Annotated in this window: 25 protein-coding genes; 19 read left to right on the forward strand and 6 right to left on the reverse strand. The window is 62.4% G+C overall.

Annotation, left to right across the window (positions count from 1 at the left end; all coding sequences use genetic code 11):
- Positions 1-47: 47 nt before the first annotated feature.
- Together ACFJGT_RS11705 and ACFJGT_RS11710 are read right to left on the reverse strand one after the other, a co-directional pair.
- Entirely contained in the window at positions 48-254 is a 207-nt protein-coding gene (locus ACFJGT_RS11705; RefSeq protein WP_377848675.1) for a hypothetical protein, read from the reverse strand.
- 195 nt (positions 255-449) lie between these two features.
- Entirely contained in the window at positions 450-653 is a 204-nt protein-coding gene (locus ACFJGT_RS11710) for a DUF3606 domain-containing protein (RefSeq protein WP_377848676.1), read from the reverse strand.
- Positions 654-875: 222 nt separating this feature from the next.
- On the opposite strand from ACFJGT_RS11710, the gene ACFJGT_RS11715 reads away from it, so the two are divergent.
- The 5 genes from ACFJGT_RS11715 to xth all read left to right on the forward strand — a co-directional run bounded on the left by ACFJGT_RS11715 (position 876) and on the right by xth (position 3,698).
- Positions 876-1,127, forward strand: a complete 252-nt coding sequence (locus ACFJGT_RS11715; protein WP_377848677.1) for a hypothetical protein — start codon at positions 876-878, stop codon at positions 1,125-1,127.
- Positions 1,128-1,314: 187 nt separating this feature from the next.
- Complete coding sequence (locus tag ACFJGT_RS11720) at positions 1,315-1,839, forward strand: cupin (RefSeq protein ID WP_377848678.1); 525 nt, start codon at positions 1,315-1,317, stop codon at positions 1,837-1,839.
- A gap of 178 nt (positions 1,840-2,017) precedes the next feature.
- Entirely contained in the window at positions 2,018-2,257 is a 240-nt protein-coding gene (locus tag ACFJGT_RS11725; protein WP_377848679.1) for a DUF2171 domain-containing protein, read from the forward strand.
- On the forward strand, positions 2,257-2,898 hold the full coding sequence (locus tag ACFJGT_RS11730) for a dienelactone hydrolase family protein (RefSeq protein ID WP_377848680.1): 642 nt from the start codon (positions 2,257-2,259) through the stop codon (positions 2,896-2,898). The genes ACFJGT_RS11725 and ACFJGT_RS11730 overlap by 1 nt, the downstream gene beginning before the upstream one ends.
- 23 nt (positions 2,899-2,921) lie before the next feature.
- A complete protein-coding gene (gene xth, locus ACFJGT_RS11735; protein ID WP_377848681.1) occupies positions 2,922-3,698 on the forward strand; it encodes an exodeoxyribonuclease III in 777 nt (258 codons plus the stop codon).
- Between the two features lie 152 nt (positions 3,699-3,850).
- On the opposite strand, the gene ACFJGT_RS11740 is transcribed toward xth, so the two are convergent.
- Positions 3,851-4,054, reverse strand: a complete 204-nt coding sequence (locus ACFJGT_RS11740) for a CsbD family protein (protein WP_061966307.1) — start codon at positions 4,052-4,054, stop codon at positions 3,851-3,853.
- Here ACFJGT_RS11740 and ACFJGT_RS11745 point away from each other — a divergent pair.
- The 6 genes from ACFJGT_RS11745 (at position 4,053) to ACFJGT_RS11770 (ending at position 14,483) form a co-directional block, all read left to right on the forward strand.
- Positions 4,053-4,661: a TnsA endonuclease N-terminal domain-containing protein gene (locus ACFJGT_RS11745; protein ID WP_377848682.1), complete on the forward strand. Its 609-nt coding sequence runs from the start codon at positions 4,053-4,055 to the stop codon at positions 4,659-4,661. The two genes, ACFJGT_RS11740 and ACFJGT_RS11745, sit on opposite strands and share 2 nt — an antisense overlap.
- Complete coding sequence (locus ACFJGT_RS11750; protein ID WP_377848683.1) at positions 4,661-6,811, forward strand: hypothetical protein; 2,151 nt, start codon at positions 4,661-4,663, stop codon at positions 6,809-6,811. Before ACFJGT_RS11745 ends, ACFJGT_RS11750 begins: the two co-directional genes overlap by 1 nt.
- 7 nt (positions 6,812-6,818) lie before the next feature.
- Positions 6,819-7,880, forward strand: a complete 1,062-nt coding sequence (locus ACFJGT_RS11755) for an ATP-binding protein (RefSeq protein ID WP_377848684.1) — start codon at positions 6,819-6,821, stop codon at positions 7,878-7,880.
- Entirely contained in the window at positions 7,877-9,712 is a 1,836-nt protein-coding gene (locus tag ACFJGT_RS11760; protein ID WP_377848685.1) for a TniQ family protein, read from the forward strand. Before ACFJGT_RS11755 ends, ACFJGT_RS11760 begins: the two co-directional genes overlap by 4 nt.
- Positions 9,713-10,393: 681 nt before the next feature.
- Positions 10,394-11,188 carry a hypothetical protein gene (locus ACFJGT_RS11765; RefSeq protein ID WP_377848686.1) on the forward strand — a complete coding sequence of 265 codons (795 nt, stop codon included), beginning with the start codon at positions 10,394-10,396 and terminating at the stop codon, positions 11,186-11,188.
- A complete protein-coding gene (locus tag ACFJGT_RS11770; protein WP_377848687.1) occupies positions 11,181-14,483 on the forward strand; it encodes a DEAD/DEAH box helicase in 3,303 nt (1,100 codons plus the stop codon). The genes ACFJGT_RS11765 and ACFJGT_RS11770 overlap by 8 nt, the downstream gene beginning before the upstream one ends.
- 265 nt (positions 14,484-14,748) lie before the next feature.
- Here the strand turns inward: ACFJGT_RS11770 and ACFJGT_RS11775 are convergent, their stop codons facing one another.
- Positions 14,749-16,734 carry a PAS domain S-box protein gene (locus ACFJGT_RS11775; RefSeq protein WP_377848688.1) on the reverse strand — a complete coding sequence of 662 codons (1,986 nt, stop codon included), beginning with the start codon at positions 16,732-16,734 and terminating at the stop codon, positions 14,749-14,751.
- Between the two features lie 363 nt (positions 16,735-17,097).
- On the opposite strand from ACFJGT_RS11775, the gene ACFJGT_RS11780 reads away from it, so the two are divergent.
- The 8 genes from ACFJGT_RS11780 (at position 17,098) to ACFJGT_RS11815 (ending at position 25,063) form a co-directional block, all read left to right on the forward strand.
- On the forward strand, positions 17,098-18,282 hold the full coding sequence (locus tag ACFJGT_RS11780) for a mandelate racemase/muconate lactonizing enzyme family protein (RefSeq protein ID WP_377848689.1): 1,185 nt from the start codon (positions 17,098-17,100) through the stop codon (positions 18,280-18,282).
- Positions 18,269-19,003: a GntR family transcriptional regulator gene (locus tag ACFJGT_RS11785; protein WP_377848690.1), complete on the forward strand. Its 735-nt coding sequence runs from the start codon at positions 18,269-18,271 to the stop codon at positions 19,001-19,003. Before ACFJGT_RS11780 ends, ACFJGT_RS11785 begins: the two co-directional genes overlap by 14 nt.
- A gap of 22 nt (positions 19,004-19,025) precedes the next feature.
- Positions 19,026-20,333: an ABC transporter substrate-binding protein gene (locus ACFJGT_RS11790; protein ID WP_377848691.1), complete on the forward strand. Its 1,308-nt coding sequence runs from the start codon at positions 19,026-19,028 to the stop codon at positions 20,331-20,333.
- 64 nt (positions 20,334-20,397) lie between these two features.
- On the forward strand, positions 20,398-21,255 hold the full coding sequence (locus ACFJGT_RS11795) for a carbohydrate ABC transporter permease (protein WP_377848692.1): 858 nt from the start codon (positions 20,398-20,400) through the stop codon (positions 21,253-21,255).
- Entirely contained in the window at positions 21,255-22,145 is an 891-nt protein-coding gene (locus tag ACFJGT_RS11800; RefSeq protein ID WP_377848693.1) for a carbohydrate ABC transporter permease, read from the forward strand. Before ACFJGT_RS11795 ends, ACFJGT_RS11800 begins: the two co-directional genes overlap by 1 nt.
- Positions 22,146-22,150: 5 nt before the next feature.
- A complete protein-coding gene (locus tag ACFJGT_RS11805) occupies positions 22,151-22,912 on the forward strand; it encodes an SDR family NAD(P)-dependent oxidoreductase (RefSeq protein ID WP_377848694.1) in 762 nt (253 codons plus the stop codon).
- Between the two features lies 1 nt (position 22,913).
- A complete protein-coding gene (locus tag ACFJGT_RS11810; RefSeq protein ID WP_377848695.1) occupies positions 22,914-23,357 on the forward strand; it encodes a heme-binding protein in 444 nt (147 codons plus the stop codon).
- Positions 23,357-25,063: a GMC family oxidoreductase gene (locus tag ACFJGT_RS11815; protein WP_377848696.1), complete on the forward strand. Its 1,707-nt coding sequence runs from the start codon at positions 23,357-23,359 to the stop codon at positions 25,061-25,063. Before ACFJGT_RS11810 ends, ACFJGT_RS11815 begins: the two co-directional genes overlap by 1 nt.
- A gap of 322 nt (positions 25,064-25,385) precedes the next feature.
- On the opposite strand, the gene ACFJGT_RS11820 is transcribed toward ACFJGT_RS11815, so the two are convergent.
- Together ACFJGT_RS11820 and ACFJGT_RS11825 are read right to left on the reverse strand one after the other, a co-directional pair.
- Positions 25,386-25,709: an antibiotic biosynthesis monooxygenase family protein gene (locus ACFJGT_RS11820; protein WP_377848697.1), complete on the reverse strand. Its 324-nt coding sequence runs from the start codon at positions 25,707-25,709 to the stop codon at positions 25,386-25,388.
- Between the two features lie 5 nt (positions 25,710-25,714).
- Complete coding sequence (locus ACFJGT_RS11825; RefSeq protein WP_377848698.1) at positions 25,715-26,065, reverse strand: response regulator; 351 nt, start codon at positions 26,063-26,065, stop codon at positions 25,715-25,717.
- Positions 26,066-26,136: the final 71 nt, after the last annotated feature.

Raw genomic sequence — 26,136 nt, forward strand, 5'->3', positions numbered from 1 at the left:
CCTGCCGGAGGGGACTGGCCGCGGCTGGTCCCCTCTTCCGTCCGTCATCAGTGGATTTGCTGATGCTCCATCTGCTCCAGATTGGCGCGGTCCAGCAGACCCTCGAGCTGTGCCAGCGGTTGGGGAGCCAGGACGAGCTGCACACGCTGCCCACCGGCGCAATGCATGGCAATGACAGCGCTATCGCCGCCGTTGGGGCTGACCACGAGCTTGGTGATTTCGAGAACCTGGTAGTTATGCGTCCTTGCTGTCATGACACTCCCTCCGCGCGCCTCGGCCGTTTGGGCGACACCGATCGAGCTGCATCGGGGACGCGAGCGCTTTTCTTGCCCCCCACTGATCGACGAGGCGTTCGACAATGCCGACCGCCGGCTTGGTCATACGAATGCGAGCCGAGCCGTCATCGATGATCCACTCGTCGCCGTCGCGGTGAATCTGGATTGTCGCGCTCACTGTTTCGGTCCGCTGGCGAGCGTCGACCGGCGCAGCTCGGTTTCAACGGCCTCCGCAGAAGGACCAACCTCGCTTACAGCCTCTTCAAGCTGAGTTTTCGATACCCCCAACTTGTCGGTCCAATAGCGAACCTCGTAGTCCTCGCTCAGATTGATCCGCGAGCGGTCTTGAGGGCCTCGATTTGTCTTGTCGTCTGCCATCTGTCTCTCCCGTCTCGCAGATCAATCGACAAGGGGCACGTCGAGTTCCGACGCGCTTTTCCCCTCTAACCTCCTCCAGGTGCGGAACCATTTTTAGCCTAGCGCGTATAGGCCCGCGGGTTGCGGAGCGGGCAATGGATGAGCCGGTTTTCGTGGTGGTTGGGATGATGGCGGTGGCCGTAACGGCCTGGTACGCCTCTCAAGTTTGGGACCTTTAAGCTCATGCTCCGATCGACTGATCCGAACCCCTTCGCCATTCTCGAGGATGCAGATGCGATCGCACGGGCGACCTCGGCATGGGAAACAGCGTGGAGCTATGTTGAGCAAGGTGTGCCGCCGGATGATCGCGAGCGACAAAGCCAGCGCATGAAGTTTGTCATCGCCTCTGTAGCATTGGGCACGGAGGACACGCAGGAGATGGCGAACAAGGCGGTTCAGCGCTTTCTGGCAGAGACCCGGACCCGCCGGCCCTAGACGCGTGGGCCGAGCCCTGGAGCTTGTCGGCTCTTTCCGAAGCTAGACACTCAGCGAGCTGCTTCTTCCCGGCCTACACACTGGTTGGCGCCATTGTGGCGTCTGCGGCCTGCCCTGATACGCGGCTCAGAACAACGGAACGTCCGATGGTAGGGCGGAGTTCAGGAAGCATCTCGGAGATGCTCCCATGACGCGCGCGACGGTAACCGCCTTGCATTTCGAGCCGCGGGGCTTCGTTCCGAACAATCTACGCTTGCCGGTCCTGATCTACGAAAAGGCGTTCGATCCTACGGCGACCAGTGACCTCGCAACGTTCATGGAGAAGCGCTTTCAAGACAACGGATGGCCGCCACAGTGGCGAGATGGGATTTTCGATTTCGAGCACTATCACGCGCAGGGTCATGAGGTTCTCGATATAGCAGCCGGATCGGCCGAACTGGTTCTTGGCGGAGACGACGGCCGGGAGATCAGGGCAGAAGCTGGCGATGTCTTCGTGCTGCCCGCAGGGACTGGGCATCGACGCCTCAAGCAGAGTGAAGATTTCCTCGTGGTCGGCGCATACCCGCCCGGCCAGGCTGGAGACATCGTTCGCGAGGAGGCGTCGCCTGCGATGAAACAGAGGATCGCCCTCTTGAGCTTTCCACCCAAAGATCCGGTTCTGGGGGATGAGGGTCCGATGCTCCGCCTCTGGGCGAACACCAGCATCACTTGATGTGCGCAAATGGCGGTCTTGCCTCTCGGCTGACATGTGACGAACTGCGCGAAATCGACCCGCTGTGCCGTCGCCAGGCCAGCTCTCAATCCTGTGTGTCGTCGCCACCTCGGCACATTGGAACTTCGGTGCCAGACGGTCCGTTGCCGTTCCGTGACGTTCGGAAGGAGAGCAACACATGATGTTCGTAGAGCAAATCAAGGAAGGCCAGCGTGTCATAGGCTCCGACGAAGGACATGTTGGAACCGTCGATTCTTTGAGTGGCCAGCTCATCAAGCTGAAGAAGAATGATCCCGAGTCGGGAGGAGCCCATCATTACCTCGACCTGGCGCTCGTCGTTGCTCTCGAGGACGATACGATCAAGCTGATCGTCCCGGCCGCTGAAGCCAAAGAGAGATGGTCGGAGGCGGCCGAGTAATGGACCGACGCCATTTCGTTGCTGGAGCCGGCGCGACCATCGTCGCTGGCCCCGCTCAGGCGAGCGTCGCAGTAGACCGCTTCGGTCCGAGCGCCTCTGTAGGCAGCGTCATCCTCCTCTATGGTTCGGACGGTCTGACGAATAGTGGCCGATATCAGTTCGCCGCGAACATGATCGCGGGGGCTGGCTACAACGTCCTGCTACCGCGGTACTTCGAGGCCACCGGCGATCAGCGGGCCCGCTACGGCGAAATCAAAAGCAAGTTCCCGGTCTGGCTGGAAGCGATCGAGACGATCACGGGCGATCACCAGGCCCGTTTCGCCGTTGTCGGGTTTTCGCTTGGCGGCGCATTGGCCTTGGCTCTTGCGGCGCGCGATCGCAGGATCAAAGCCGTCGTCGACCTCTTCGGATTTCTACCGCCAGCCCTGGAGCGAGCTTCGCTGCCGCCGACGCTTATTCTGCATGGGGATGCGGACCGAGTGGTGCCCGTGTCCAACGCCGAAGCCATCGAGAGACTGGTCAAGAGCAATGGGGGCTCTGTCCAGAGCCATATCTATCCCGGCGAAGGACATGGCCTGTCTCTGGCGAGCTGGCCCGATGCGATCGCGAGGACGCAAGCATTCCTGCGCGAGCACCTCTGACAATCGTGTTGGAGGAGCCTTCGTTGAAGATCGCGACCTATAATGTGAACGGCATCAATGGCCGGTTGCCCGTTCTGCTCCGGTGGCTGAAGCAGGACCATCCTGATGTCGTGTGCCTGCAAGAGCTTAAATGCTCAGATGACCGCTTTCCCGAGCGCGAACTGCAGGAAGCCGGCTACGCGGCGGTTTGGCACGGTCAGAAGAGCTGGAATGGCGTCGCGATCCTCGCGAAGGGGAAAACGCCCGTCCTGACGCGCCGAGGATTACCGGGGGATCCTGACGACAGCCATAGCCGCTATATCGAGGCGGCGGTCAACGGCGTACTGATTGGGTGTCTTTATCTCCCCAACGGGAACCCCGCTCCCGGCGCCAAGTTCGAATACAAGCTCCGCTGGTTCGACCGGCTACTAAGCCATGCAGACGAGCTTCTCTCGCACGGTGTGCCGATCGCGCTCGCAGGCGATTTTAATGTCATGCCGACGGAGCTGGACGTTTACGCCCCCGAACGGTGGCGAGATGACGCCCTCTTTCGTCCGGAAGTCCGAAAAGCTTATGCCGACCTAGTCAATCAAGGTTGGACGGACGCCATCAGGCACCTTCATCCCAGAGAGCATATCTACACGTTTTGGAAGTATTGGCGGAACTCGTTCGAACGCGACGCCGGCCTTCGCCTCGACCACCTCCTGCTTAGTCCCACCTTGGCGCCCCGGTTGAAATCCGCGGAGGTCCGACGGTCGCCGCGAGGCTGGGAGCACACTAGCGACCACGCGCCGGTGATGGTCGATCTTCTGCCGGTATAGGCAGGCTTGGGTGCGCCAGAGTTTTCACCGCTTCACAGGCTCTCAACACAATGCCCGGCCCTTAACGCGCGAAAGCCCGGCCCACTGGAAAGGGCCGGGCTTCCTCACGCGGCGAGCACACGCTGGGCAGCGAGGGGCTCAGCCGTCGGTGATCACCATGTCTGGCGATTGTACCAGGTGTCGACGTCAGTCTTCACCTTGTCCTTCTCGATGCCGTAGCGCTCCTGGATCTTGCCTTCGAGCTGATCGCGCTTGCCGGCGATGACGTCGAGATCGTCATCGGTCAGCTTGCCCCACTGCTCCTTGACCTTGCCCTTCAGCTGCTTCCAGTTTCCTTCGACGCGGTTCCAGTCCATGGGGACCTCCATCAGTTTCGAGTTGCGGGTAAGGCGAACGGCGTGTCAGCGCTTCCAGCGGCCTTCGTACTTGAACTCCGGCGCGACCGACCCAGACGTCATCGATCTTCGCGAACAGCCCCCAGCGGTGACCTGGGTGGACGCCGAGGGGACTCTCAGGCGCCACACCTTCGACTTCCTGGCGACTCTGCGTTCGGGCAAGAAGATCGCGATCGCGGTGAAGCCGATGGAGGTCGCGAAGCGCACTCGCTTTCTGCAGACATTGAGCCTCATCGCGCAGCAGCTGCCGCGCAGCTTCGCCGATGGCGTGAAGCTCGTCACCGACGACGACCTCCCGCAAGACCATGTTCATAACGCGGTTTTGTTCAAGCGGTCGCTTCGCACCTCGAACCCGGCGCACGACGAACTCATCAAACGTCTTCTGGCCGAGCATAAGTATGCGACGATCGGGCAGATCGTTGAGGCAAGCGGCCTTGAAGGTCAGGCCTTCCAGGCGATCATCCGCCTGATCGCCGCGGGCGTTGTTCGCGTCATCGACAATGCTCGCATCGGATACCTCGCCAGGATTGAACTGATGGTCTCCTCGACCAATGAGGAGGTGGCGTGATGAACTCTGAATTCACACCGCGCTTCAGTCTGTCGTACCAGGATCGCCTGGTCATCAACAACATCGCTTACAAGCGCCGCCGCCGCCTGCCTCACGGATATATCCTCGAGCGCGTCGACGATCCCGATGTGGTCGAGACATTCACCGACCGGGATCTCTTGCTGGCTTCGTCAAGACCCGATTTTCGCTTTGAACGGAGCGCATTTGCCGAGGGCAAAGCATATGCCGGATCGAATTCGGTTGATGGTCTCGTCAGTTGGATTCCAGAAGAACAGCAGGAAGAGGTGCTTTGGAGAACGAGGTTTTGCGAAGAGCTGGAAAAGGAAATCATCGCCAAAAACGCGTCTCTTTCGGACGCATCTCTCAAGCGGATCGGGCCTGTCATCGCGCAGCGCCTTCATGATGAGGAGTTGAAGCGTACGGCAAAGCGTAATGCGGAAGGCGAGGTCATCAGGCCGAAGGCCGGTGATCAAGTTCCCGGCCGACGTAAAGAACCAAGCCCACGTACGCTACGGAAGTGGCGGAAATGGCATCTGGAGGGCGGCGGGCGAGCTATTGCGCTCCGAAATCGCCGTTTCAGATCAGGCAACCGGGTAACAGAGCGGCTCGGTCTGCCAGAGCGGCAGATCCTGCATCGATTCTCCGTGATGTACATGTCGGAGAGCCGCCCGACCAAGCGCGACATCTATCGCCTGATGAAGGCGCACATCGTCGACGAGGAGAATCCAAAGCGTCTAGCTGCGGGTGAGAAGCCGCTTCGAGTCCCAAGCTATGAGCGACTCGTGGCGGAGATCAATTCCTTTCCGGAATTCGATACTTATGCCTGCAGACATGGTCTCGATGCTGCAAAAAAGCGCTTCGCGATGGTGCAGAACGGCGTCGACGTGGAGCGACCACTTCAGCGCGTTGAGATCGACGAATGGCGCGTCAACCTCCAGACCCTCTGCGTCGACCTCGGCATTCTCGATAAGCTTTCAGACAAGCTGAAGTCTGAGATCGCAACGGCGCGTCCTTGGCTCTGCGCCGCCCTGGATAGCGCTTCGCGAGTATGCCTTGGATTCAAGCTCGGCCTCACACCGACGGCCGATCTTGCGATGGACACGCTCGAGATGGTGGTAACGCCGAAGGCGCCGTTCGCCTTGGCCTCAGGTGCGCTGTCCCGAGACGACTTCTACGGTTCGCCCGAGCGCATTGTTCATGATCAAGGAGCCGCGTTCCTGTCACTGCGGTTTCGTCGCGCAATCATTGATCTCGAAGCCGACGCGGAAGCTCCGCCAGCCGGAATCCCTGCGCTTCGAGGCCGAATCGAGCGATTCTTCCGAACAGCAGGCGTGCAGGCGCTTTGTCCGTTCACCGGGCGGACATTCGAGTCGGTTGCGGCGAAGGGCGACTACGACCCGGTTGCACGGATCAGCCTGACCTTGCCGGAGCTTTGCGACGTCATCACACGCTGGGTGCTCGACATCTACCACAACACCGCCCATGCCGGTTTAAAGGGGGAGACACCCGCGAACTGCTGGAAACGGCTGGTCAAGGCCTACGGGATCATCCCGGCGCCTGACCGTCACCGTCGTCGCGCCGTATTCGGTGTGCAGCGCGATTGCTGCTTGACGCCGAAGGGCGTCGGCTTGTTCGGCCTCTTCTTCAATAGCCGTGAGCTGCAGGAATTTCGGCGCCGGCGGGGTGACGTCACCCTCGAAGTCCGCATGAGCCATATGGACCTCGGTCATGTCTCCGTCCGCCTCGATGATGGTGGGTGGCTCGCGGTCCCAAATGTGCGGCCAGGTTTCGACGACGTCCCGTTTAGGGTTTGGTGCGACGCGGAGGCTGACCTCCGACGCCGATTCAAGGCAGAGGCGGCGGTTGCCGATGACATCGTCGCCAAAGCGGTCAAGGGCGCCTGGGAGCTTGGCAGGACGGCCGCAGCCCGCGTGAGCATCCTCTCCACTCGACCCAGCACCGAAGAATTGGACTACGCACAAAAGGAGCTCGGGTACGGGTTTGGCCGACCGGCCCGGCTGGCTGACGGCGCCGCGCCGCTCGCCGGCAATCTGCTCAAGACGTCGATTCCGACAGGGACCGGTGATGGCGCTGTGCCGTCAACGGTGGCCCCCAAAGCCAAAGCCCGTTCATTCAAGATTACGGATTGATATTTGCATGACCTATAACTCTGATCTTATTGAGATATTTCGCGTTTCGCTTTCGGACCAGCAAAAAGTCGTTTTGGCGGCACGGGAAAAGCTAAAGAACAAGCATATCGAGACAGAATGGGATCCCGAGCTCAGGCGTAAGGTCGATACGGTTGTCCGCTCCGTCTTGAGCGTGCGACAGCCTGGCGAGCCAGCGTCGGACGCGCGGCATGAGGCGCGGTGCCTGTTCGTCAGCGGGGAAGCAGGAACCGGAAAGACCGCATCTCTCGAGCGACTCTTTCGAACTCACCCTATTCTCCAACGTCGGGGAGAGCATCGCTCTCCCTTGCTCAGGGTGATCGTGCCGGCACCATGCACGCTCAAAACCTTGGGCCGGGAGGTGCTCAGAGCGCTTGGCTATCCTCTGGCGCGCGAGATGGCTGATCACATTATCTGGGCCCGTATCCACGAGCTTTTGCCCGTCGCGGGCGTGTTGATCATCCATTTCGACGAGACGCACAATCTCACCGACAACGCCAACGTCGTTCAAATGGACAATATCAGGAAGACCTTCAAAACGCTGATGGTCTCGTCTTGGCCAGTCGGCCTGATTATTTCGGGCTTGCCGAGCTTGATCCCCGAGATGCGCAAAATCGACGAGCTTCGCCGCCGCGGGCAGTTTGTCTCCGTACCGCTACTGAGACTGCCTGATGACAATGAGATGGTCGAAGGCATTGTCTGCGGGCTTGCGGAGGTGGCTAGCCTCGCAGTTGACGAAAACATGGCCGAGCACATCGCGCCTCGGCTGATTCACGGCGCTTTGCATCGCTTTGGGATTGCGATCGAGCTGGTCCACGAGGCCATCGAGCTGGCCTTGCTGGACGAGAAGGCACTTTCGATCGAGCACTTCGCTACGGCCTTCGCAGACCGAACCGGCTGCGGCGCGCTGATGAACCCCTTCGTTGCGCCTAACTGGGCCGATCTCGATTGCTCACTGGTCCTGGTCGATGAGCCACCGATAGAGCCCGTCCTGCCGATTGACCCGCCGCGCCGTGGCGGTCGCGGTCGCAGGAAGGGAGGTCGCTCATGAGCGGCCTATATCCTTCGCTGGAGCTGCGGGGCGGTGAGTCTCCCGCGAGCTTCCTGTCGCGGCTGGCACTCCTGCACCGCGCCCAGAGCCTCAACGTGTTCTCCCTCGATATGGGATTTCAGCACCAGCACATCGTTGACGGAGATCAGGCAGCGTTGACCCGGCTCGCCGCTATCTCCGGCGCTCCGGTCGAGCAGCTCTTCGAGCAGGCCATCGTCCGCGAGCAAGATCATTATCTCTATCGCGGGCAGACATTCGCCAGATCTTCTCTTCGGCGGGCGCGGGCCATGGCCTGCCCTCGATGCCTGGCAGAAGATTTGGCTGGTGGCGTCACCCCATGGCAGGCGAGCGGCCGCAGCGACTGGCTATTTCAACATTACCGTGTTTGCCTGAAGCATCATGTTCGGCTGGTGGAGCTGGGCAATGTCAGCAATGATCAGGCCACTCATGATTTTGCCCGGAGAATAGCACCGCTTGTCGTCGATATTCCGACACTCGCTCAAGAGGCAAAGCCGAGCGATCCAACGGAGTTGGAGCAATATCTTGAAGCGCGCATGAAGGGCGGTTCCGGCCCCCGCTGGCTCGACAGCCTGCCATTCTACGTCGCCTGGAAAACCTGCGAAGTGATCGGTGCCGTAGACCATAACGGGCGCGATGCGCCCATCCGCGATCTGAGCGAAGAGGACTGGCGACATACCGGCAGCCGCGGGTACGCCATTGCCGCCGGCGGCCCTGCCCATATTCGAGCGTTCTTGCATGACCTCTGGTCGACCAGCAGTTGCGCCAAGCAAGGTGCCGCCGGCCCTCAGGCTTGGTTCGGGCAATTGTTCAAATGGCTCTATTCGATGAAGGGCGATCCGAACTACGGGCCGGTGCAAGCCATCGTCATCGACTTTGTCGCTGACACTGCGCCTGTCAGTCCGGACGACAGGCTCTTCGGCAGGCAAATTGTTCAGGAGCGACGGGTGCACTCGGTTTTCACTGCGACCCGCGCAAGTGGAGTCCATCACAAGCGCCTCAGGAGGGTGCTCCGCGCGTCAGGCGTGTTGCCGCCCGATAGCGACCACCTCAGCGACAACGTGGTGACCTTCCCCTTGTCAGCAGGCGAGCCGATCATCGAGCTGCTCCAGAACGTAATCACGCTGAAGCAGGCCGAGACCTACATCAATGCCGGACGCGTGCACACCAAGCTCCTAGCGGAACATGGCTTCATCCAGCCCGTGGAAGGGCATGACCGCCTCGAACTCGGCGATCAGCGCTACGATCGCCGTGAGCTAGACGAATTCATAAGGCGCTTGTTTGCCAACACTGTACGGGTCGAAGTACCCGAGTGGCCCCGGATGGCCATTGCTGCGGCAGCGAAGCGTGCCTGCTGCTCAGCCATGGAGATTGTAAAACTGATCCTGGATCACCAGTTGGGGTGGGTCGGTCAGCTGACCACCAAGATAGGCTACCAATCCATCTTGGTCGATGTGGTCGAGATCAAACGGCTTACGCGCGGTGAACACGGTGACAATCTTACAATCCGACAAGCCGCAGGCATCCTCGGCACCACCGACCGGGTTCTCAGCTCGCTCGTTAAGCACCAGCTGCTCGCGAGCGAGAGCCTTATCAGCCCAATCAATCGATGCCCCTATATTGCCGTTCCTCGGCAATCCGTCGAAGGGTTCAAAGCTCAATATGCTTCGCTCCACGAAATCGCCCGGAGCCGGGGAAAGCATATGCCAATCTTGAAGCAGGAGCTGGCAACGCGAGGCGTTGAGCCAGCTTTGCGGTCAGATCAGGTTGGTACGTCATTTTACCTGCGATCGACGATCCCACCGAACGTCTAGATCGATCCCACGATCGCTAGGATATCAACCCGGCCCGCAACGGCCGGGTTTTTTGCATTTTGGCGCTAGCGAAGTCCGAAATTCGCGGAACAACTATCCCTCTGATTGCGGAATTTTGAGTCGGAATCCAGAAATCCCAGCCGAATGATTTCAATGATTTAGGCGAGCTATTGCGGCAACACTATGCCTCACTCTTCACTTATTGTGAAACCCCAAATGGATTGTCACAAGCGGCAAGGAAAAACCGTAAATAATGCAGCGATAGGAATCGTTTAGGCGATTTCCCGGACTGAAAAATCACCAGTTCGGTTTGTCACGATGGATCGGGTGAGACCATTGTGCCGCGCGTTAATGCAAGGACCGCAGTTTGGCGGCGAGACAGCAGATTGTCTTGCCGCCAATCGCAGCGGGGACATTCGATGAACATTTTTGGGACATCGGTTGCCCGGCACATCTGCAGTCGCGTATTCTACTTCTGGCCCATTGCAGCCATTGGGAACGTCCGCTCGTCGGCAGTTACATCTCGATCCAGAGGCGATCCAACCGTAAAGGCTTGGGTGTCGTCCATCGATGGATCTTCTACCGACGGTTGTATCCTTGGACTGAGCGCTGCTGTACAAGCAGCGCCTATACTGAGCGGCATGGGGCTGCTGAGGACTGCAGTTCGACGACGGTTCACGCGTGACGCTGGCGCTTCAAAAAGTGACGACCTCGACCCTTTGCGAGGGGTCGGATTGGGTGGTGATCGATGAAGACGTGCTGGCGGAACAGGTCGCCCGCATTGCGGTCGGACAGTTCAGCCATGTCAGCAAGATCCTGCTCGGGGAGACGGTCACGCCCGCCAAGGTCAGGGAGGCGGCCAAGAAAGACGCCATCGGCCTACTCTCTCTGGCGGCTAAAGAAGAGCCTTGGCACCGCGATGGGTGGGTCTTTCAAGCGATTTCCTGGATCGCCGCTCACGATGACGGAGGCACCGCCATCCGGGCGCCGCACCTCATCAAGGCTCACAAGGGCTTCGACGGCCTGAAGCTGGAGCTGAGCGACGCAGGGGCCGTCACCGGGGTCATCGTCTTTGAGGACAAGGCCACCGAGAACCCACGCGCTACCATTCGCGCCGATGTCTGGCCCGGCATCACGAAGCTAGAGCAAGGAGAGCGCAGCAATGAGCTGGGTCAAGAGGTCAGCGCTCTTCTCCAAACCCAGTTAAGGACCTTCCCCGATCTCGACGTCGAGGCGGCCGTCGAGGAGATCGCCTGGAAGGAAGCGCGGCGGTATCGGGTCGCCATCACGGTGGATAAATCCCATGCGACCCCCGAGCCTCGCCTTGCGCTCTTCAAGGGCTTCGACAGCAAGGCCCCCGGCGCCACCAGCCGGCGCCTCGCCGAGACCCTGCTGGTCGAGGATCTGAGACCTTGGATGCAGACTTTCGCTGATCTGGTGATCACCAAGATCAAGGGACTTCCGGATTATGTTTGATCCGGAGACGATTGCCCTCATCCAACGCGCGCCGGCGTTGGAAGGCCTTGATCTCGCCGCCTTGCCGCAGGTCCTGACCGACGCGTTTGCGACGGTGGTGGCAGCCCGGATTCGCTTGCGCACCGGAACGCCCGAGCCGGAGGGTACCGAGGTTGCCCAGACCTTGGCGATGCTGACCCGATTGGCCGCGACGCACGAAATCTACGTCGCGCTGATGCCGGATCGCGACAACCGAGCCGCAGCGGCTTTCGTCGCGGCCTCAGCCCACCAGGCGCGGCGGCTCGCTCGCATCGGGGCCCAGCCCGCGAGCCGGATCAGCGCCACCAGCATCACTTCGGAGATCAGCGCGGCTCTGCTCTTTCTCGTTGCCAAGGCCTATCCCGACGCCGCCGAGGCGGCCAAGCGGATCGTGTCCGACCCCGAAGAGGGCAATCCCACGGAACGAGCGCTGCTGGCCGCCATCAAGAAACTCGCGGAAGGCAATCTGGGCGAAGTCATCTCCGATCCGATGCCTGCACGGAGCACTGCGGCGCCGGAAGATCAGGCGCTGGAGGTGCTGCTGGATCTTCTGTTGCGCGGCGTCCGCGCTTTGGCGCGCCAGCTGCGCAACACCGCGGCGCACGACGCTGGTGCCGCGCGGGAGCTGTTCCTGCGGGTCAAAACGCTCTGCGTCGACGAGCTGGCCGATCCGTTCGGCGATGGCCGCGCCGCCTACAGCGTCTTCTCGGGTCCGCTGCACCTCGCCAATCTCCTCCTCGCCGCGGAACGGGACATGGGTGACGCGGCCCTCGCTCACCTGCCTGCGCCGAGCGGTGTCGATCTAAATGGATGGCGCGACATCCTGCGGCGGATGGTGCGATCGCGCCCCTTTCTTTGGCGAAATCATCGCGCCGCTATCGACCAGGGGCTGCTCAATCCGGGGCAGTCTGCCGCAATCAGTTTCCCGACTGGCGCCGGTAAATCCACGCTCGCCGAACTGAAGATCGCCACAGCCCTGCTGCAAGGGAAGCAGGTCGTGTTCCTCGCGCCAACACACGCCCTCGTCGGCCAGACTACCAAGGCTCTGCAGAAGACTTTCCGGGACGCTTCCGTCTTGGGAGACGTTGACGAAGAGGTCGCCCTTAGCCTGGTGGTCGAGCTTCCCGAGATTATCGTAACGACCCCTGAACGCTGTCTCATGTTGCTGTCGATGCAGCCCGAGGCATTTTCAGGGATGGGTCTTGTCGTGTTCGATGAATGCCACCTCATTCACGCCCGACCCGATGATCGGAGCCGTCGGGGCTTAGACAGCATGCTGTGTTTGCTGAACCTGACACAGGCGGCACCCGACGCGGACCTCCTGCTGCTCTCAGCCATGATGAAGAACACTGCCGAGCTTGCGGGGTGGCTCAAGACCCTGACCGGCCGCAATTGTCTCGCGCTCGATCTTGCCTGGAAGCCGACCCGCCAAGCGCGAGGCTGCGTGGTTTACGACATGGCCCGGATTGGCGAACTCGAAACCAAACTTGCGGCGGCGAGGAGGGCCGAGCCCACCCAGGAGGCCGTTCCTGTCGGCGTGAAACGCGAGCTTTGGGCGGCGCCCTTCGGTCTCTTCGGCCTGCGGCAGACGTGGAACTCCATTGACACCGACGACTACGCCCTGCGGGCGCTTCTCGACACCCCTACACTGTTGAACACCAGCAAGGGGCGCCGCTGGTACCTCACGCCAAATGGCAACGAGGTGAGCACAGCAATCGCGGCCGGCTCAGTCGGCGCGGGCATGAAGACCTTGGTTTTTGTGCAGAACACGATCGCCTGCGCCAAATGCGTGCGGGAGTTCGCCGGCCATCTGCCACCACAGGAGGTCGTCCTCACCCAGGAGGAAGCAGCCTGGCGGACGTTGGTGGTCGAAGAGCTGGGCGGAGCCGAATACTGCTACCTCCCTGTCGACGACGCAGGCATCGTCAGAACTGGGGCCGCGAGCCACCACGCGCTTCTGCTGCGCGAGGAGCGAGAACTTCATGAAAGTCTGTTCAAACGCAGGGACGGCCTCCACGCGCTGTTCGCCACCTCGACCCTAGCGCAGGGTATGAACCTGCCCAGCGAAGTCGTCATCATCTGTGGAGACAGCCGCTTTGACCCCAACGCGGACAAGCTCAAGCAGCTGGAGGCGCACGAGCTGCTGAACGCGGCCGGGCGGGCCGGCAGGGCCGGTGAAGGCTCCCAAGGTTTTGTCCTGCTGGTCCCCAGCCACGTCATCGGCTTCGATCAAGCCAAATCGCTGATCAGCAAGGACTGGATGGACCTTCGGGCCATCTTTGAACAGTCGGACCAGTGCCTGATCATTGAGGATCCGCTAGAGGCGGCCCTCGACGACATACACAACGGCACCACGCTTACCGGGCCGGCGGCCTACTTGCTCGGCCGTCTCCCTATCAGGACAGCCACGGGTGGCCCGGATCCCGCCGAGGTCATGCTCAAACGCTCTCTCGTAGCTTATCGGAAAACACAGGCCGGCGACACTGCCTGGATCGTCTCACGGGTCGCCGCAGCCGTGGTTGCTCGCCCTGCCGCCGCTGACGATGATATCCATTGGTTGGGGCTAGTCTGCGCCTCGACAGGTCTTTCGCCGACGATGCTGGAAAGCCTTCTGGAGCTCGTCGATAGTGGTGGCTTGGCGGGAACTGCGATCGATGCTGTCGCGGCGTTGTTTGTCTGGATGCGCAAAGCGCCCTTGCGTCTCATGGATCTGGTTCGCCCGGAGAGTCTCGAAGGGTTGTTCGGCGACGCCTACAAGAAGCTTCCCTCCGATGAGGCCCGCGCCATCCAAGCCCTAGATCTTATTGAGAAGATCTTGCCGGTTTGGATGTCGGGCGCGCCCCTCTGCAAGATCGAAGCAGTCGTAGAGGGAAAAACGACCGGCCTGGGCTTCTGCCCGACGGCGCGCCATTTCGCGATGCGGGTGGCGCCGGACCTCGCCTTCCTCGGGGGGCTTCCGGCCCGGCTCCTTCTGGCGCGCTTTGCGGCGACGGCGACTGAGGAAGAACCGTCGATCCCTCTGACGCTGGCCACCTTGGGAAGCATCTTACGGGAAGGGTGTGAGTCTCCTGAGGCTTTGGCTGCACGGGTCGAATCTGGCCGGTCTGTATCGCGCGTTGCCGCCCGCCAAAATTTCGAGGATGCCAAGCCCTATTTGGGCGTGGCTCCCATGAACGAGGCCTTTGAAGCGACGCTTGTTCGCGTCCGGAATGCGATGACGGTCAAAATGTTCACGGACCTCGACAGTTCTCCGACCGACACCTTGTCTCTCGACTAGCGATCCTCCTGCAACACCATCACTTTTGCGAGCTGAACGAAGTGGCAGCGCAGCCGCGGGGACTTCCGCCGAGGAAAGGCTTCGGCCAAGCCGCGCCGTTGGCGCTGGCGACCATGAGTTCATAGACGGGAGTTCGACGGTGTCGGAGGCCGACTCTCACATTCTGCCTGTATGTGGACGCCTCGCGCGTTCCTTGAAGGTCCGGTTAGCGGAGCTAAGCCAACGGCTGCTTATGGCGCAATGCGCTCAGGCGAACGGCCTTCTCCTACCCTAGCAGCTTGGCAATCTCTCGTTCCAGTTGCTGCTGCGTGTAGGGTTTGGACAACCTTGGCAATCCAATCTCCGCTCCGGGAGGGAGATCGGCGAAGCCGGTCGCGAGAAGTATCGGCAGGTTGGGACGCGCAATGCGGGCAGCCGTAGCTAGCTGCCCACCATTCATCTGCGGCATCGCGAAGTCGGTAATCATGAGGTCGATATGCTGGCTGCTGTAAATGTGCTCCAGCGCCTCACGCCCTGAATTTGCCTCGATAACCACATGGCCGAGGTCTTCGATCAGATCGACCGTACTCATCGCGATCAACGCGTCGTCGTCTACGATGAGTATGGTACGGCGCGCGCCGACGGTTCTCGGTGCGGAATCTTCAAGGGGCGCAGAAGCCGGCGCGCCCATATCGGTCGCCGGCACGAGGAACTCTGCCGTTGTGCCCTCTCCGACGCGGCTCGAAAGCCTCAGCGCTCCTTTCAGCTGTATCGCGAGGCCGTGGATCATCGAGAGCCCGAGCCCTGTGCCTTTTCCAAGTTCCTTCGTTGAGAAGAAGGGGTCAGTCGCCTTGGCGAGCGTCTCTTCGCTCATGCCGATACCGTTATCGGTCACGGTCAAGACCAGATACTTCCCATCCGGCAACTGCTCGTCGCCAACGACAGCGAGTTGGCTCGTGCGGATCGTGATGGTGCCGCCCTCAGGCAAGGCGTCGCGCCCGTTCACAACGAGGTTGAGCAGGGCGAGTTCGACTTGGTTAGCATCGACAAGCGCGGGAGCAAGATCAGCTTGCAGATCATATCGCAGTTCGATCTGCGGGCCGACCGACTTCGTCAGCAAGTCGCTGAGACCACTGACCAAATCGGAAATGTCCCTGGGAACCAACGCAAGATCTTGCCGGCGGGCAAATGCCAACAGACGTTGAGTCAACGAAGCCCCACGATTAGCGCCCTGGATTGCACCGTCGATGAGACGCGCCATGCGCGGATCGGAGGCAGCATGACGCTTGAGCAGGTCAAGATTTGCGATGACCGCCATCAGCAGGTTGTTGAAGTCGTGCGCGACACCGCCCGTGAGTTGACCGATCATGTCCATCTTTTGAGCCTGCCGAAGCTCTTCCTGCGCTTTTTGCAGCTCAGCATCGCGAGCCTTGTTGAGACTGAGGTCGCGTCCCACCGCAATGAACTGCGCGCCGCCTGGTTCGGGCGTCACCGTCCATTCGATCGGCTTCCAAGCGCCGTTTTTAGCTGCGATCCGGTTTTCGAAGCGAGTGGGCTCGTCGAACTGCCCCATACGCTGGATCGCCTCGATTGTGGGGGGCATATCGTCAGGATGCATGAAGCTGGCATAGGGCCGTGTTAGCAGCTCCTCCTCGCTCCAGCCCAGGACACTCGTCCATGCCGGGCTGACAGCCGTCATCATGCCGCTGTAATCGGCGCGAGCGAGCATATCTTGAGATAGGTTCCATAGGCGATCGCGCTCCGCATTCAGCCGTCGCTCCTTCGTCACGCGTTCAGTCGTCTCGCGGAGAATGCAGATGACTCCTGCCGGATTGCCGCTTTCGTCAAGGACGGGCGAATAATCGAGGTTCATCCAAACCTGCTCCGCCATGCCGTTGCGGTAGAGGGTCAGCTCCTGGTCCTGATAAGAGAGCGTACCGCCGGCGAGCCCCACGCGCATGACATTGTCATTGAAGTCGGCAACTTCCGGCCAACCTTCACGGACCTTGCTGCCGAGCAGGCGTGGATGGCGCTGACCGGCGAACTCCGAATACGCATCGTTATAGAGCATGAACCCATCGTCGCCCCACAACATGACGATTGGGACCGGCGATCGCAGGAGCATCGTGGTTGCGGTGCGTAGGCTCTGTGGCCATTGATCGGGGGGCCCGATCGGTGTCGAACTCCAGTCGATGATCGCGATAAGCCTACCCGTTTCGCTATCTAGCGGCAGAAAGCCGAAGGCCGTTTTGGGTGCCAATGTGTCCTTCAACGGGGACTCTCAGAGTTCGGTTGCCGAGGTTTGGACTACCTAACTCTTTTCCTGCCCGCAGGTTCAGGGTCAGGTTTCCGATGCTCGCTTCTGAGCGGGACGTGTTTTCTTCAGTCAAGTCGCGCCGGCTGTCGTGAGACCCCCGCAGCCGCGCGCCAACGTCTGCTTTCCGGCGACAGCCCAACGTCCGCAAGTGGCGCGAAATTGCCGTCGTGATGTTGAGCCAGCCTCGCGAAAGGGGGGCGTAACTTTACAAAAATTGTTTCCGTGGCCAAACGCAGTCAGCTCAGAAAGCCACTCAATATTGGCCATTGACACCTGCGGGGCTTATTTTTATAAAATATGAAAATTGGGGAATCTGCCGTGAAATTGACCGGCCTTCGCGTCCACGTCCTGCATGCATCGTTCGCTGCCATCTATGGTGGGCTTGAGCATGTACCGCCGAGTCTCCGGCGGCCGGCCGCCCATTTCCAGCGCATCGAACGCAGCGGCCAGTACTCGACGCTGATCGAAGCGGTCGGCGAGAACGGCGAGAGCGGTTGGGGCGAGGCCTTCGGCTTGCCGCATCCCGGCATGGCCTCCTCGTTGATCGAAGCGGTGATCGCGCCGGCCCTTGTCGGCATCGATTTCGACGAGCCGGCGACAGCGCTGCGCGACCTCAAGACCTATTTCTTCGCGCTCGGCCAGACGCGCGGCCCCGCCATGGAAGCGTTGAGTGGCGTCGACATCGCGCTCTGGGATTTGAAAGCGCGCGGCGCCGGCCAGCCTCTCTGCCGTTTGCTCGGAGCCGAGCCGGGCCCGGTCACCGCTTATGTCGGCTCGGTGCCCTTCCTGCCCACACCCGGTGAATCCGCCGAGCGGGCGGCAGCTTTCGCCGAGCAGGGCTTCGACGGCGTCAAGCTCAAGGTCGGCCGTGGCGCGGGGACCGATGCGGCGCATGTGGCCGCGCTCCGGCAGGCGCTGGGCGGCGACATGCCGATCATGCTCGATGCGAACGCTGCCTATGGTGTCGACGAGGCGATCGAGGTTGCGCGGGCGGTTGCGCCGCACGGGATCGCCTGGCTGGAGGAACCGATCGCCCCCGACGACCCCCATGCTCTGGCCAGGGTGCGCAAGGCCTCGCCAGTGCCGATCGCGGCCGGCGAAAACGAGTTCGACATCAGCCAGTTCACCCGATTCGTTGAGGCTGGCGCGCTCGACATCGTGCAGCCGAATATCACGCGGGCGGGCGGGATCACCGGCATGCTGGCCGTCGATGCGCTATGCACGAAGCACGGGCTCGCATTGGCGCCACATGGTGTCGGTTCCGCGATCGGCGTTTCGGCGGCTTTGCACGCCTGTCGCGCTGCCAGAAGCTTCACGCGCTATGAGGCGAATCGTCTGCTCAACCCGCTACGGGATGAGCTGACGCAAGAGCCGCTGCTTTATGCGGACGGCGTGTTCACGGCGCAGAATCTGCCAGGTCACGGCGCCGTGCCGAAACCCGACCAGCTCGAAGCCTATGCGCTCGGACCGGCCCCAAGGGGAGCGCGCCATGCAGCCGAGTGACAGCAGCATCTTTCTCGTCGATCCGCCGGAAGGCCCAGGCGAGACCGTCGCGGACGGCATCTACCGGCGCCTGATCGAGGCCATCTTGTTCGGCGATCTCGCCGCCAGTCGCCGGCTGATCCTGCAGGAGCTGGCGGACCGCTTCGAGGTCAGCCTGACGCCGGTGCGAGAGGCCCTGCAACGGCTCGCGGCCGAGGGCTTCATCGAGGCGACGCCAAGGCGGGGCTATCGCATCCGCACGCCTTCGCCGCGGCATGTCGCCGAACTCTGGCAGGTCCGGCTCGGTCTGGAGCTCAACGCCGGAGAGCTCGCGATCGCGGCGGTGATGCGCGGCGAGGGCGGTCCGTTCCTGCGCCGCCTGGAGGAAATCCAGCGCGCCCTCGATGCGCGGGGCGACCTGACGCATCGCCGGCATATCGAGCTCAACGCCCTGTTCCACCAGACGCTCGTCGAGGCCTCCGGCAATCGCCTGCTCGCCACGATCTATCACGGCATCCAGATGCAGCTTCTCGGCGCTTGGGTGCAGCGCGGCCTCGATGGCTGGCGGGCCCGGCTCGCCAGCGAGAGCGCCGAGCACACCGTCATCATCAATGCCCTGATCGGGCGCGACGCCACGGCGCTCACGACTGCGATCAGGCTCCATCTCGGCCGCTCGCTGGACGGGGCGCTGCGCGACATCGCCGCCCAGGGTGAAGCGGTCGCGGAAGCTGACAAAGCATAAGAACCAACAGGGGAGAACGACCATGGGACGCCGTTGGACGAGGCGCATGACGCTGCTCGCGGGCCTTGCGCTGGCTTCGCTGACCGCAGGGATCGCGGGCGCACAGGCGCAGACGATAAGGATGTGGACCTTCCTGAACCCGACCGGCAATGCACCGCGCGAAAAGGCTCTGGCCGAGATCATCGCGGCGTTCGAGGCGGCCAATCCCGGCGCCAAAGTGGTGGTCGAGACGCAGGTCTGGGACCAGATGACACCGAAATTCATGGCCGCAGCTCAGCAGGGCACTGCGCCGGACATCGTCTGGGTGATCACCGATCTGCTCGGCGAGGCGATCAAGTCCGGCGCGCTCGCCGATCTCAAGCCCGTCTTCGTCGACAAATGGTCGCCCGATCAGCTCAAGGACAATGCCGGACCCTATTGGGACCTCTGCAATGTCGGCGGCAAGCAGTACTGTCTCTTCACCTCGCGCAATTATATCGGCCTGTTCTATCGTCGCGACCTGTTCAAGGAAGCCGGCATCGACGCTGCCGCCCTGACGACATGGCCGGCCTTCACTGAGGCGGCCAAGAAGCTGACCGTCAAGGATTCCAGCGGCGCGGTTACACGCTACGGCTTCGGCCAGGGCTGGAGCGAGAGCCAGCCCGATCCACAGATCGTCACCTCCTACCTGCTGGCCAAGCAGGGTACGCTCTTCGACGAGAAGGGGCGCGCCCGTTTCGCGACGCCCGCCGGCATCGAGGGGCTGACGATCCAGACCGACCTGGTGACGAAGCAGGGGGCCTCGTCGAAGCAGGCGACGACCTGGACCAGCGACGACGTCTATGAACAGTTCAGCGCCGGTCGAGCCGCGATGATCACCGGCGCGAGCGTCCGCTTCTCGACGCTTCAGGCCCGCATGGGTGCCGACAAGATCGGTTTCATGCTCGTCCCCGGCGTCGACGGCAAGCCCCACTCGCCCGCCGTCATGGCCGGCTGGGCGGTCGGCGCCTGGTCGAAGGGCAAGAATCTCGATCTGGCCGGCAAGTTCATGGATTTCATGAACGGACCTCAGGCGGACAAGCTCTGGGTCGAGAAGGGCGGCCAGACCCCGGCGCTCGCCTCGACGCCAAAGGCGCTCGCGAGCTTCTTCGCCGATCCGGCCAACGAATACCTCGCCATCGCCGGAATGGGCTCCGCGAGTGCGGGATGGCTGGCGCCGATCGAATTCGGTGTCGGCGGCTATCGCCAGGCATTGAACAAGGCGGCGCAGGAAGTCGTGACCAACGGCGCGACGCCGCAGGCAGCGCTGGAGCGCGCCGAGCGCGACTTCAATCGCCGCAACGGCCGCTAGCTCACCGCCGGGGGGCGGCGCAGGCCGCCGCTCCCGCAGGCCCGTATCAACCGACCGGGGCGAAATGCGCAGTTCCCTCAACAGCTATGGCTATATCGCACCGGCCTTCGCGCTGCTCGGCCTCGTGTTGTTCGCGCCGGTCTTCTATGGCGGCTGGTTCAGCCTGCAGCGCATCCAGTACGGCGCGCCGACAGGTTTCAACGGCTTCGACAACTACGCGAAGCTCTTCGACGAGCCGGAGCTGCTGGCGACGCTCGGCCGCACCTTCGTCCATACCGGCGCGTCGGTCGTCGTCACGATCGTGATCGCGCTAGCGCTCTCGGTCTGGATCAACCGGCTCGCGCCGCGCTTCGCCTTCGTCGCGCAGATGATCGTGATCGTCCCCTGGATCATCTCGACCGTCGTCGCTGCGCTGCTCTTCCGCTGGGTCTTCCTGAACGATATCGGGCTTGCTGCCTGGGCTCTGAAGGCCGTCGGCGTCACCGAATTCCAACCTCTGACCACACCGACCGGCGCCATGGCGCTGCTCGTCGCGATCTCGGTCTGGAAGCGCATCGGCTACGCCGTCATCATCCTGCTGGCTGGCCTTAAGGGTATTCCCGACGACTATACCGAGGCCGCGCGTATCGATGGCGCCAACGGCTGGCAGATCTTTCGCCGTATCACGTTGCCCTTGCTGAAGACGCCGCTGCTCCTCGTTGCGATCGTCCTGACGCTCTCCAATATCAACACGGTTGAAACGCCCCTTGTCACCACTGGCGGCGGGCCCGGCGACGCAACGCGCGTGCTGGCGATCGAGGTCTATGAACGCGCTTTCGTCAATTTCGACCTGGGCGGTGCCACCGCGCTCGCGCTGCTGATGTTCGCCGGCAATATCGGGCTGGTCATCGCCTATGTCCGCTTCACCAAGTGGAAGGCGTGATGAGTGCTCTCGCCATTCCCGCGGCAGTAAGACGAGAGGTCACCGCACGGGGCCGGCTGCCAATGGACCGGCTCTGGGCGCTGCTGGTGCTACTGCCAGTTGCAGCGCTGATGCTGGTTAATCTGCTGCCATTGATCTGGGGCGTCCTGACCTCGATCAAGCCGGAGGCCGTCATCTTCGCGACGCCGCCGCAATTCGCCGGCTTCACGCCGACGAACGCGCATTACGAACGCGTCTTCGCCGCCGGCTTCGTCCAGAGTTTCACGATCAGCCTGGCCTATTCAGGCGCGGCGGTGGTGCTGGCGCTCACGCTTGCGCTGCCGGCCGCCTATGCCTTCGACCGCTTCGAATTCCCGTTCCGGCAGAGCCTGTTCCTGCTGATCGTCGCGAGCATCCCGCTCTCGCTCGGCGCCGCGGCCCTGCTGATCCCCAACTATGTCTATTTCGTCCGGCTCGGACTGGTGAATACACCCTTCGCCCTGCCTCTGATTTACGCCGCCCATCAGTTGCCGATGGCGATCTGGGTGGTGAAAGGCACGATCGAGGGCATCCCGCGCGAGCTCGACGAAGCTGCCGTGATCGACGGCGCCAGCCGCTTCGGCATCCTGCGCCATGTCATGCTACCGCTGGCCCGGCCGGCTTTGGGAGCGGCGGGCACGCTCGCCTTCGTCGGATCCTGGAACGAATTCATTGCTGGTTCCGTGATGGTCGATGCGCCCTGGCTCAGGCCGATCCAGCCATTGATCTACGGCTTCATCGGCTTTTTCGGTCGCGAATGGGGGCCCCTCACGGCTGCCGCCACCCTCGCCATCATTCCCATCCTCGTCGTCTTCGCCCTGCTAGGCCGCCTGATCGTCTCCGGCCTGACCAAGGGCTCCGTGAAAGGCTGAACCGCATGCCGGAATCTTCGACCGCGAGCCCGCTCGCGGGGAGCGTCGCCCTCGTCACCGGCGCCGGGCGCGGCATCGGCGGCGCCATCGCAGATGCGTTGGCCGCCCGCGGTGCCGCTGTCATCGTGAACGACATCGACGAGGCGCTCGCCCGGCAGCGCGCAGCGGCGCTGGGCGAACATGCGCTTGCAGCGCCGGGCGATGCATCCTCCGCTGCCGATGTCCGCCGTGTCGTCGAAGCAGGCATCGCCGCCTTCGGGCAGATCGATATTCTCGTCAACAATGCCGGACAAGACCGCGCTGTCCCGATCCTCGATCTCGAGGAAGAGGAGTGGGACCGCTTCATGGCGGTGAACCTGAAGAGCGCCTTCCTGTTCTCGAAGGCCGTGCTGCCAGGCATGATCGAGCGGGCCCATGGGCGCATCGTCTGCATGTCGTCGATCGTCGCCCATCAGGGTGCGATGAATGGCGGCATCCACTACGCGACCACCAAGGCGGGCATGCTCGGCTTCGCGCGCACGCTCGCCCGCCAGGTGGCGAAGACCGGGGTCACCGTGAACGCGATCGCGCCTGGCGTCGTCGATACCGACCTCATCCGCACGCATATGAAGCCGGAGATGCGCGAGAAGGTGACGCAGGCGATCCCAATGGGCCGGCTGGCCGATCCCGCCGAGATCGGCCGCGCCGTCGCGTTCCTCGTCTCGGACGATGCCTCCTACCTCACGGGCGCGACCCTCGACGTCAATGGCGGCTTCTGGATCGGCTGAGATGCACCTGACCCGACATATCGGCGCCGCCGAGGCGCATATCCTGATCGAGGCGGCGGCCGCCAAAGCCGAGGCGATCGGCGTTCCCCAGAATATCGCGGTGGTGGATGGCGCCGGCCATCTCGTCGCCTTCCGGCGTATGGACGGCGCCAAGTTCATGGCGATCGAGATCGCGATCAACAAGGCCTTCACCGCAGCGGGAGCCCGTCGCCCGACCTCCGCGATGTGGGAGGCGGCGCAGCCGGGTTCGCCGGGTTTCGGCGTCAACACCCAGCATCACGGCCGGGTGACCATTCTCGCCGGCGGATTGCCGCTCGCCTTGCCGGAGTGTGGTGAAGTGGTTGGCGCGATCGGCGTCAGCTCAGGCTCGACAGCGCAGGACGTGGAGGTCGCCGAGGCTGGCCTGGCCGCGTTTCTGGAGCAAATCGTCGGGACAGCGGCGTGATGAACTTCGATTTCGCCATCGTCGGTGCCGGCAGTGCAGGATGCGTCTTGGCAAGCCGCCTCTCCGAAGATGCGGCGACGAAGGTCCTGCTCGTCGAGGCCGGCCGGGACGTGGAACCTGGCAAGGAACCGGCCGCGATCCTCGACATGTATCCGGGTCTCGCCGCCTTCGATCCACGCAACCACTGGCCGGCATTGATGGCCCGCACGCGCCCGCTGAGCCACAACGCGCCGGAACCCCAGCCCCCGCCGCGCCTCTACGAACAGGCCCGCATCATGGGAGGCGGGTCGAGCATCAACGGCCAGGTCGCCAATCGCGGCACGCCCGACGATTATGATGAATGGGCCAGGCTCGGTGCTGCCGGGTGGGGCTGGGACGATGTCCTTCCCTATTTCCGCAAGCTCGAACGCGATCTCGACTATGCGGGTCCGCTGCACGGGCAAGACGGCCCGATTCCGATCCACCGGATTCCGCGCACGCTGTGGCCCGGCTTTTCAACCGCGACCGAGGAAGCGATTCTGGCCCTCGGCTATCCGCGCCTTAGCGACCAGAACGGCGAATTCGGCGACGGCGTCTTTCCGATGACGCTCTCAAATGACGGCCAGCACCGCGTGTCTTCGGCCCGCGGCTATCTCACGGCCGAGGTGCGCCGCCGCTCCAATCTAACACTCATCACCGAGGCCGAGGTCCAGGGCTTGCTCTGGGACGCGAACAAGGTCTCCGGGCTGCGCGTGCAGCGAGGCACGGAAGTGCAGGAGATCGCCGTGCGGCAGGTAATCCTCAGCGCCGGCGCCCTACAATCACCGGCATTGCTGCTGCGCGAGGGTATCGGCGATGCGGCCGAACTGAGAGCGCTCGGCATCGAGCCGCGCCACCACCTGCCCGGTGTCGGGCGCAATCTGCAGGAGCATCCGGGTATTTCCGTCTCCGCCATGCTGAACCCGGCGGCGCGGCTGAAGAACACGACACGCCGCCATATCCATCTCGGATTGCGCTACTCGTCAGGCGTGGGGGAGCAGGCTTCCGACATGTTCATGATGGCCGCCGCCAAGTCCGCCTGGCACCCGCTCGGCGAGCGCATTGCGACCTTCATTGCTTGGATCAACAAGCCAGCTTCGCGTGGGCGCGTCATGCTGGAACGAAGCGGCGAAGCGATTATGCCCGTTGCGAATTTCGATTTCCTCGCCGAGGCCTCAGACCGCGCCCGCCTCGCCGGTGCGGTGCGATTGATGGCGCACCTCGCCGGGATAGAGCGGCTGGCCAGGCAACTCACCGCGCCGGTGCCGTCGAGCTATGGCGGTTGGGCCAAGCGGCTCGGCCACAGAAATGCCCGCAACTACGCGATGACGGCCGGAGCCGGCCTGTTGCTCGACGCTCTGCCCTTCTTGCGAGAGCCTTTCTCCCGAAGGATGATCGGCGGCGGTCGCTCGCTGGAGGCGCTCGTCGGCGACGGTGAGGCGCTCGAAGGCTATCTCGTCGAAAAGGCCTTCGGCCAATGGCACCCCAGCGGCACCTGCCGCATGGGCGCGCGCCATGACAGCGAGGCTGTGACCGATCCTCGCGATGGCTCGGTGCATGGCGTTAAGGGTTTGCGCGTGGTCGATGCCTCGATCATGCCGACGATCCCCCGCGCGAACCTCAACGTCCCCACAATCATGCTGGCCGAGAAAATCGCGAATGGCATTCGCGCGCACCTGATTTGCTAACGGCGAGCCCGCCTCTTGGAGCTGTCGTCTTGTGATCAGTTAACGCGACCATTGCATCAGGTAGCCTACGTCCGCCTTTTGGCAATGTCCGAATGTCGGCTTGTGGCGCGCTGCTCGCATCAGACACCGTGCGGATTCTGCATGCCAGTTCCTTTTGCAACTGCCGGTGGCATTCCGTCCATCTCGCGGATCAAGGAGATGAGCGAGTGTAGTCCGGCAGGAACATGCCGGCGTCCTGGATCGTAAAGCCACAGGCCCGGATAGGACAGGCACCAATCGTCCAGGACCGAAATGAATGCACCCGAGGTCATATGCCGCGCCCCTACATCCCGTCGATCACAACATCGGAATGCTCAACGCCCTCCGGCTTCTCCAACAGGTACCTGTCGTCCCCGGGGTAATACCGCGCCCGCTCATGGTCCTCGCCGGCGAACGCCTTGATCGCTTCGATCGACGTCCACCAGGACAGCGTGACGACCTCGGTCGTGCCGTCGCCGAGATCCCGCAGCAGCATCTGGAATCCCAGGTTACCGATGGTGGCGCCATAGTCCGATACGCCGGTGCGGCGGACGTAGTCGGTGTAAGCCGCACGGTCGTCGGTCCGGATGCGGGATGCCCAGCGGCGGAGGATCGAGCTTTCGGGCATCGTTCTCACGCCGCCTTTCTTATGGCTTCCATCACGACCAACTCGTTATGGGGCTTTCGAAGGAACTGGACCTCGGGAGGCATCTCATGCGGCTCCGGCCGGATGCGGCCACTGGCGATGATGATCGATACCGGCGGCCAACGGTCGCGCACGGCGAATGCCAGCTTCAATCCATCCATGGATCCGGGCATCTCGATGTCGGTGAAGATGATGGTGATGTCCTTGCGGACTTCGAGAATCGCGATCGCGTCGTCCGCATGGCAAGCCTCGATCACGTCCATGCCTGCATCCTCAATCATGGATGCCAGGTCCATGCGGATAAGCGGCTCATCCTCGACCACCAAAACGACGGTCATGCTCTCGAACTCTCAAAACGCCTCTAACCCGCGGTGTTCCAATTCGAGTGGAATGGAATGGTTCAGTGTCG

It is taken from the genome of Allobosea sp. UC22_33 (genome assembly GCF_042700715.1).
In the GTDB taxonomy this organism is placed as follows: domain Bacteria; phylum Pseudomonadota; class Alphaproteobacteria; order Rhizobiales; family Beijerinckiaceae; genus Allobosea.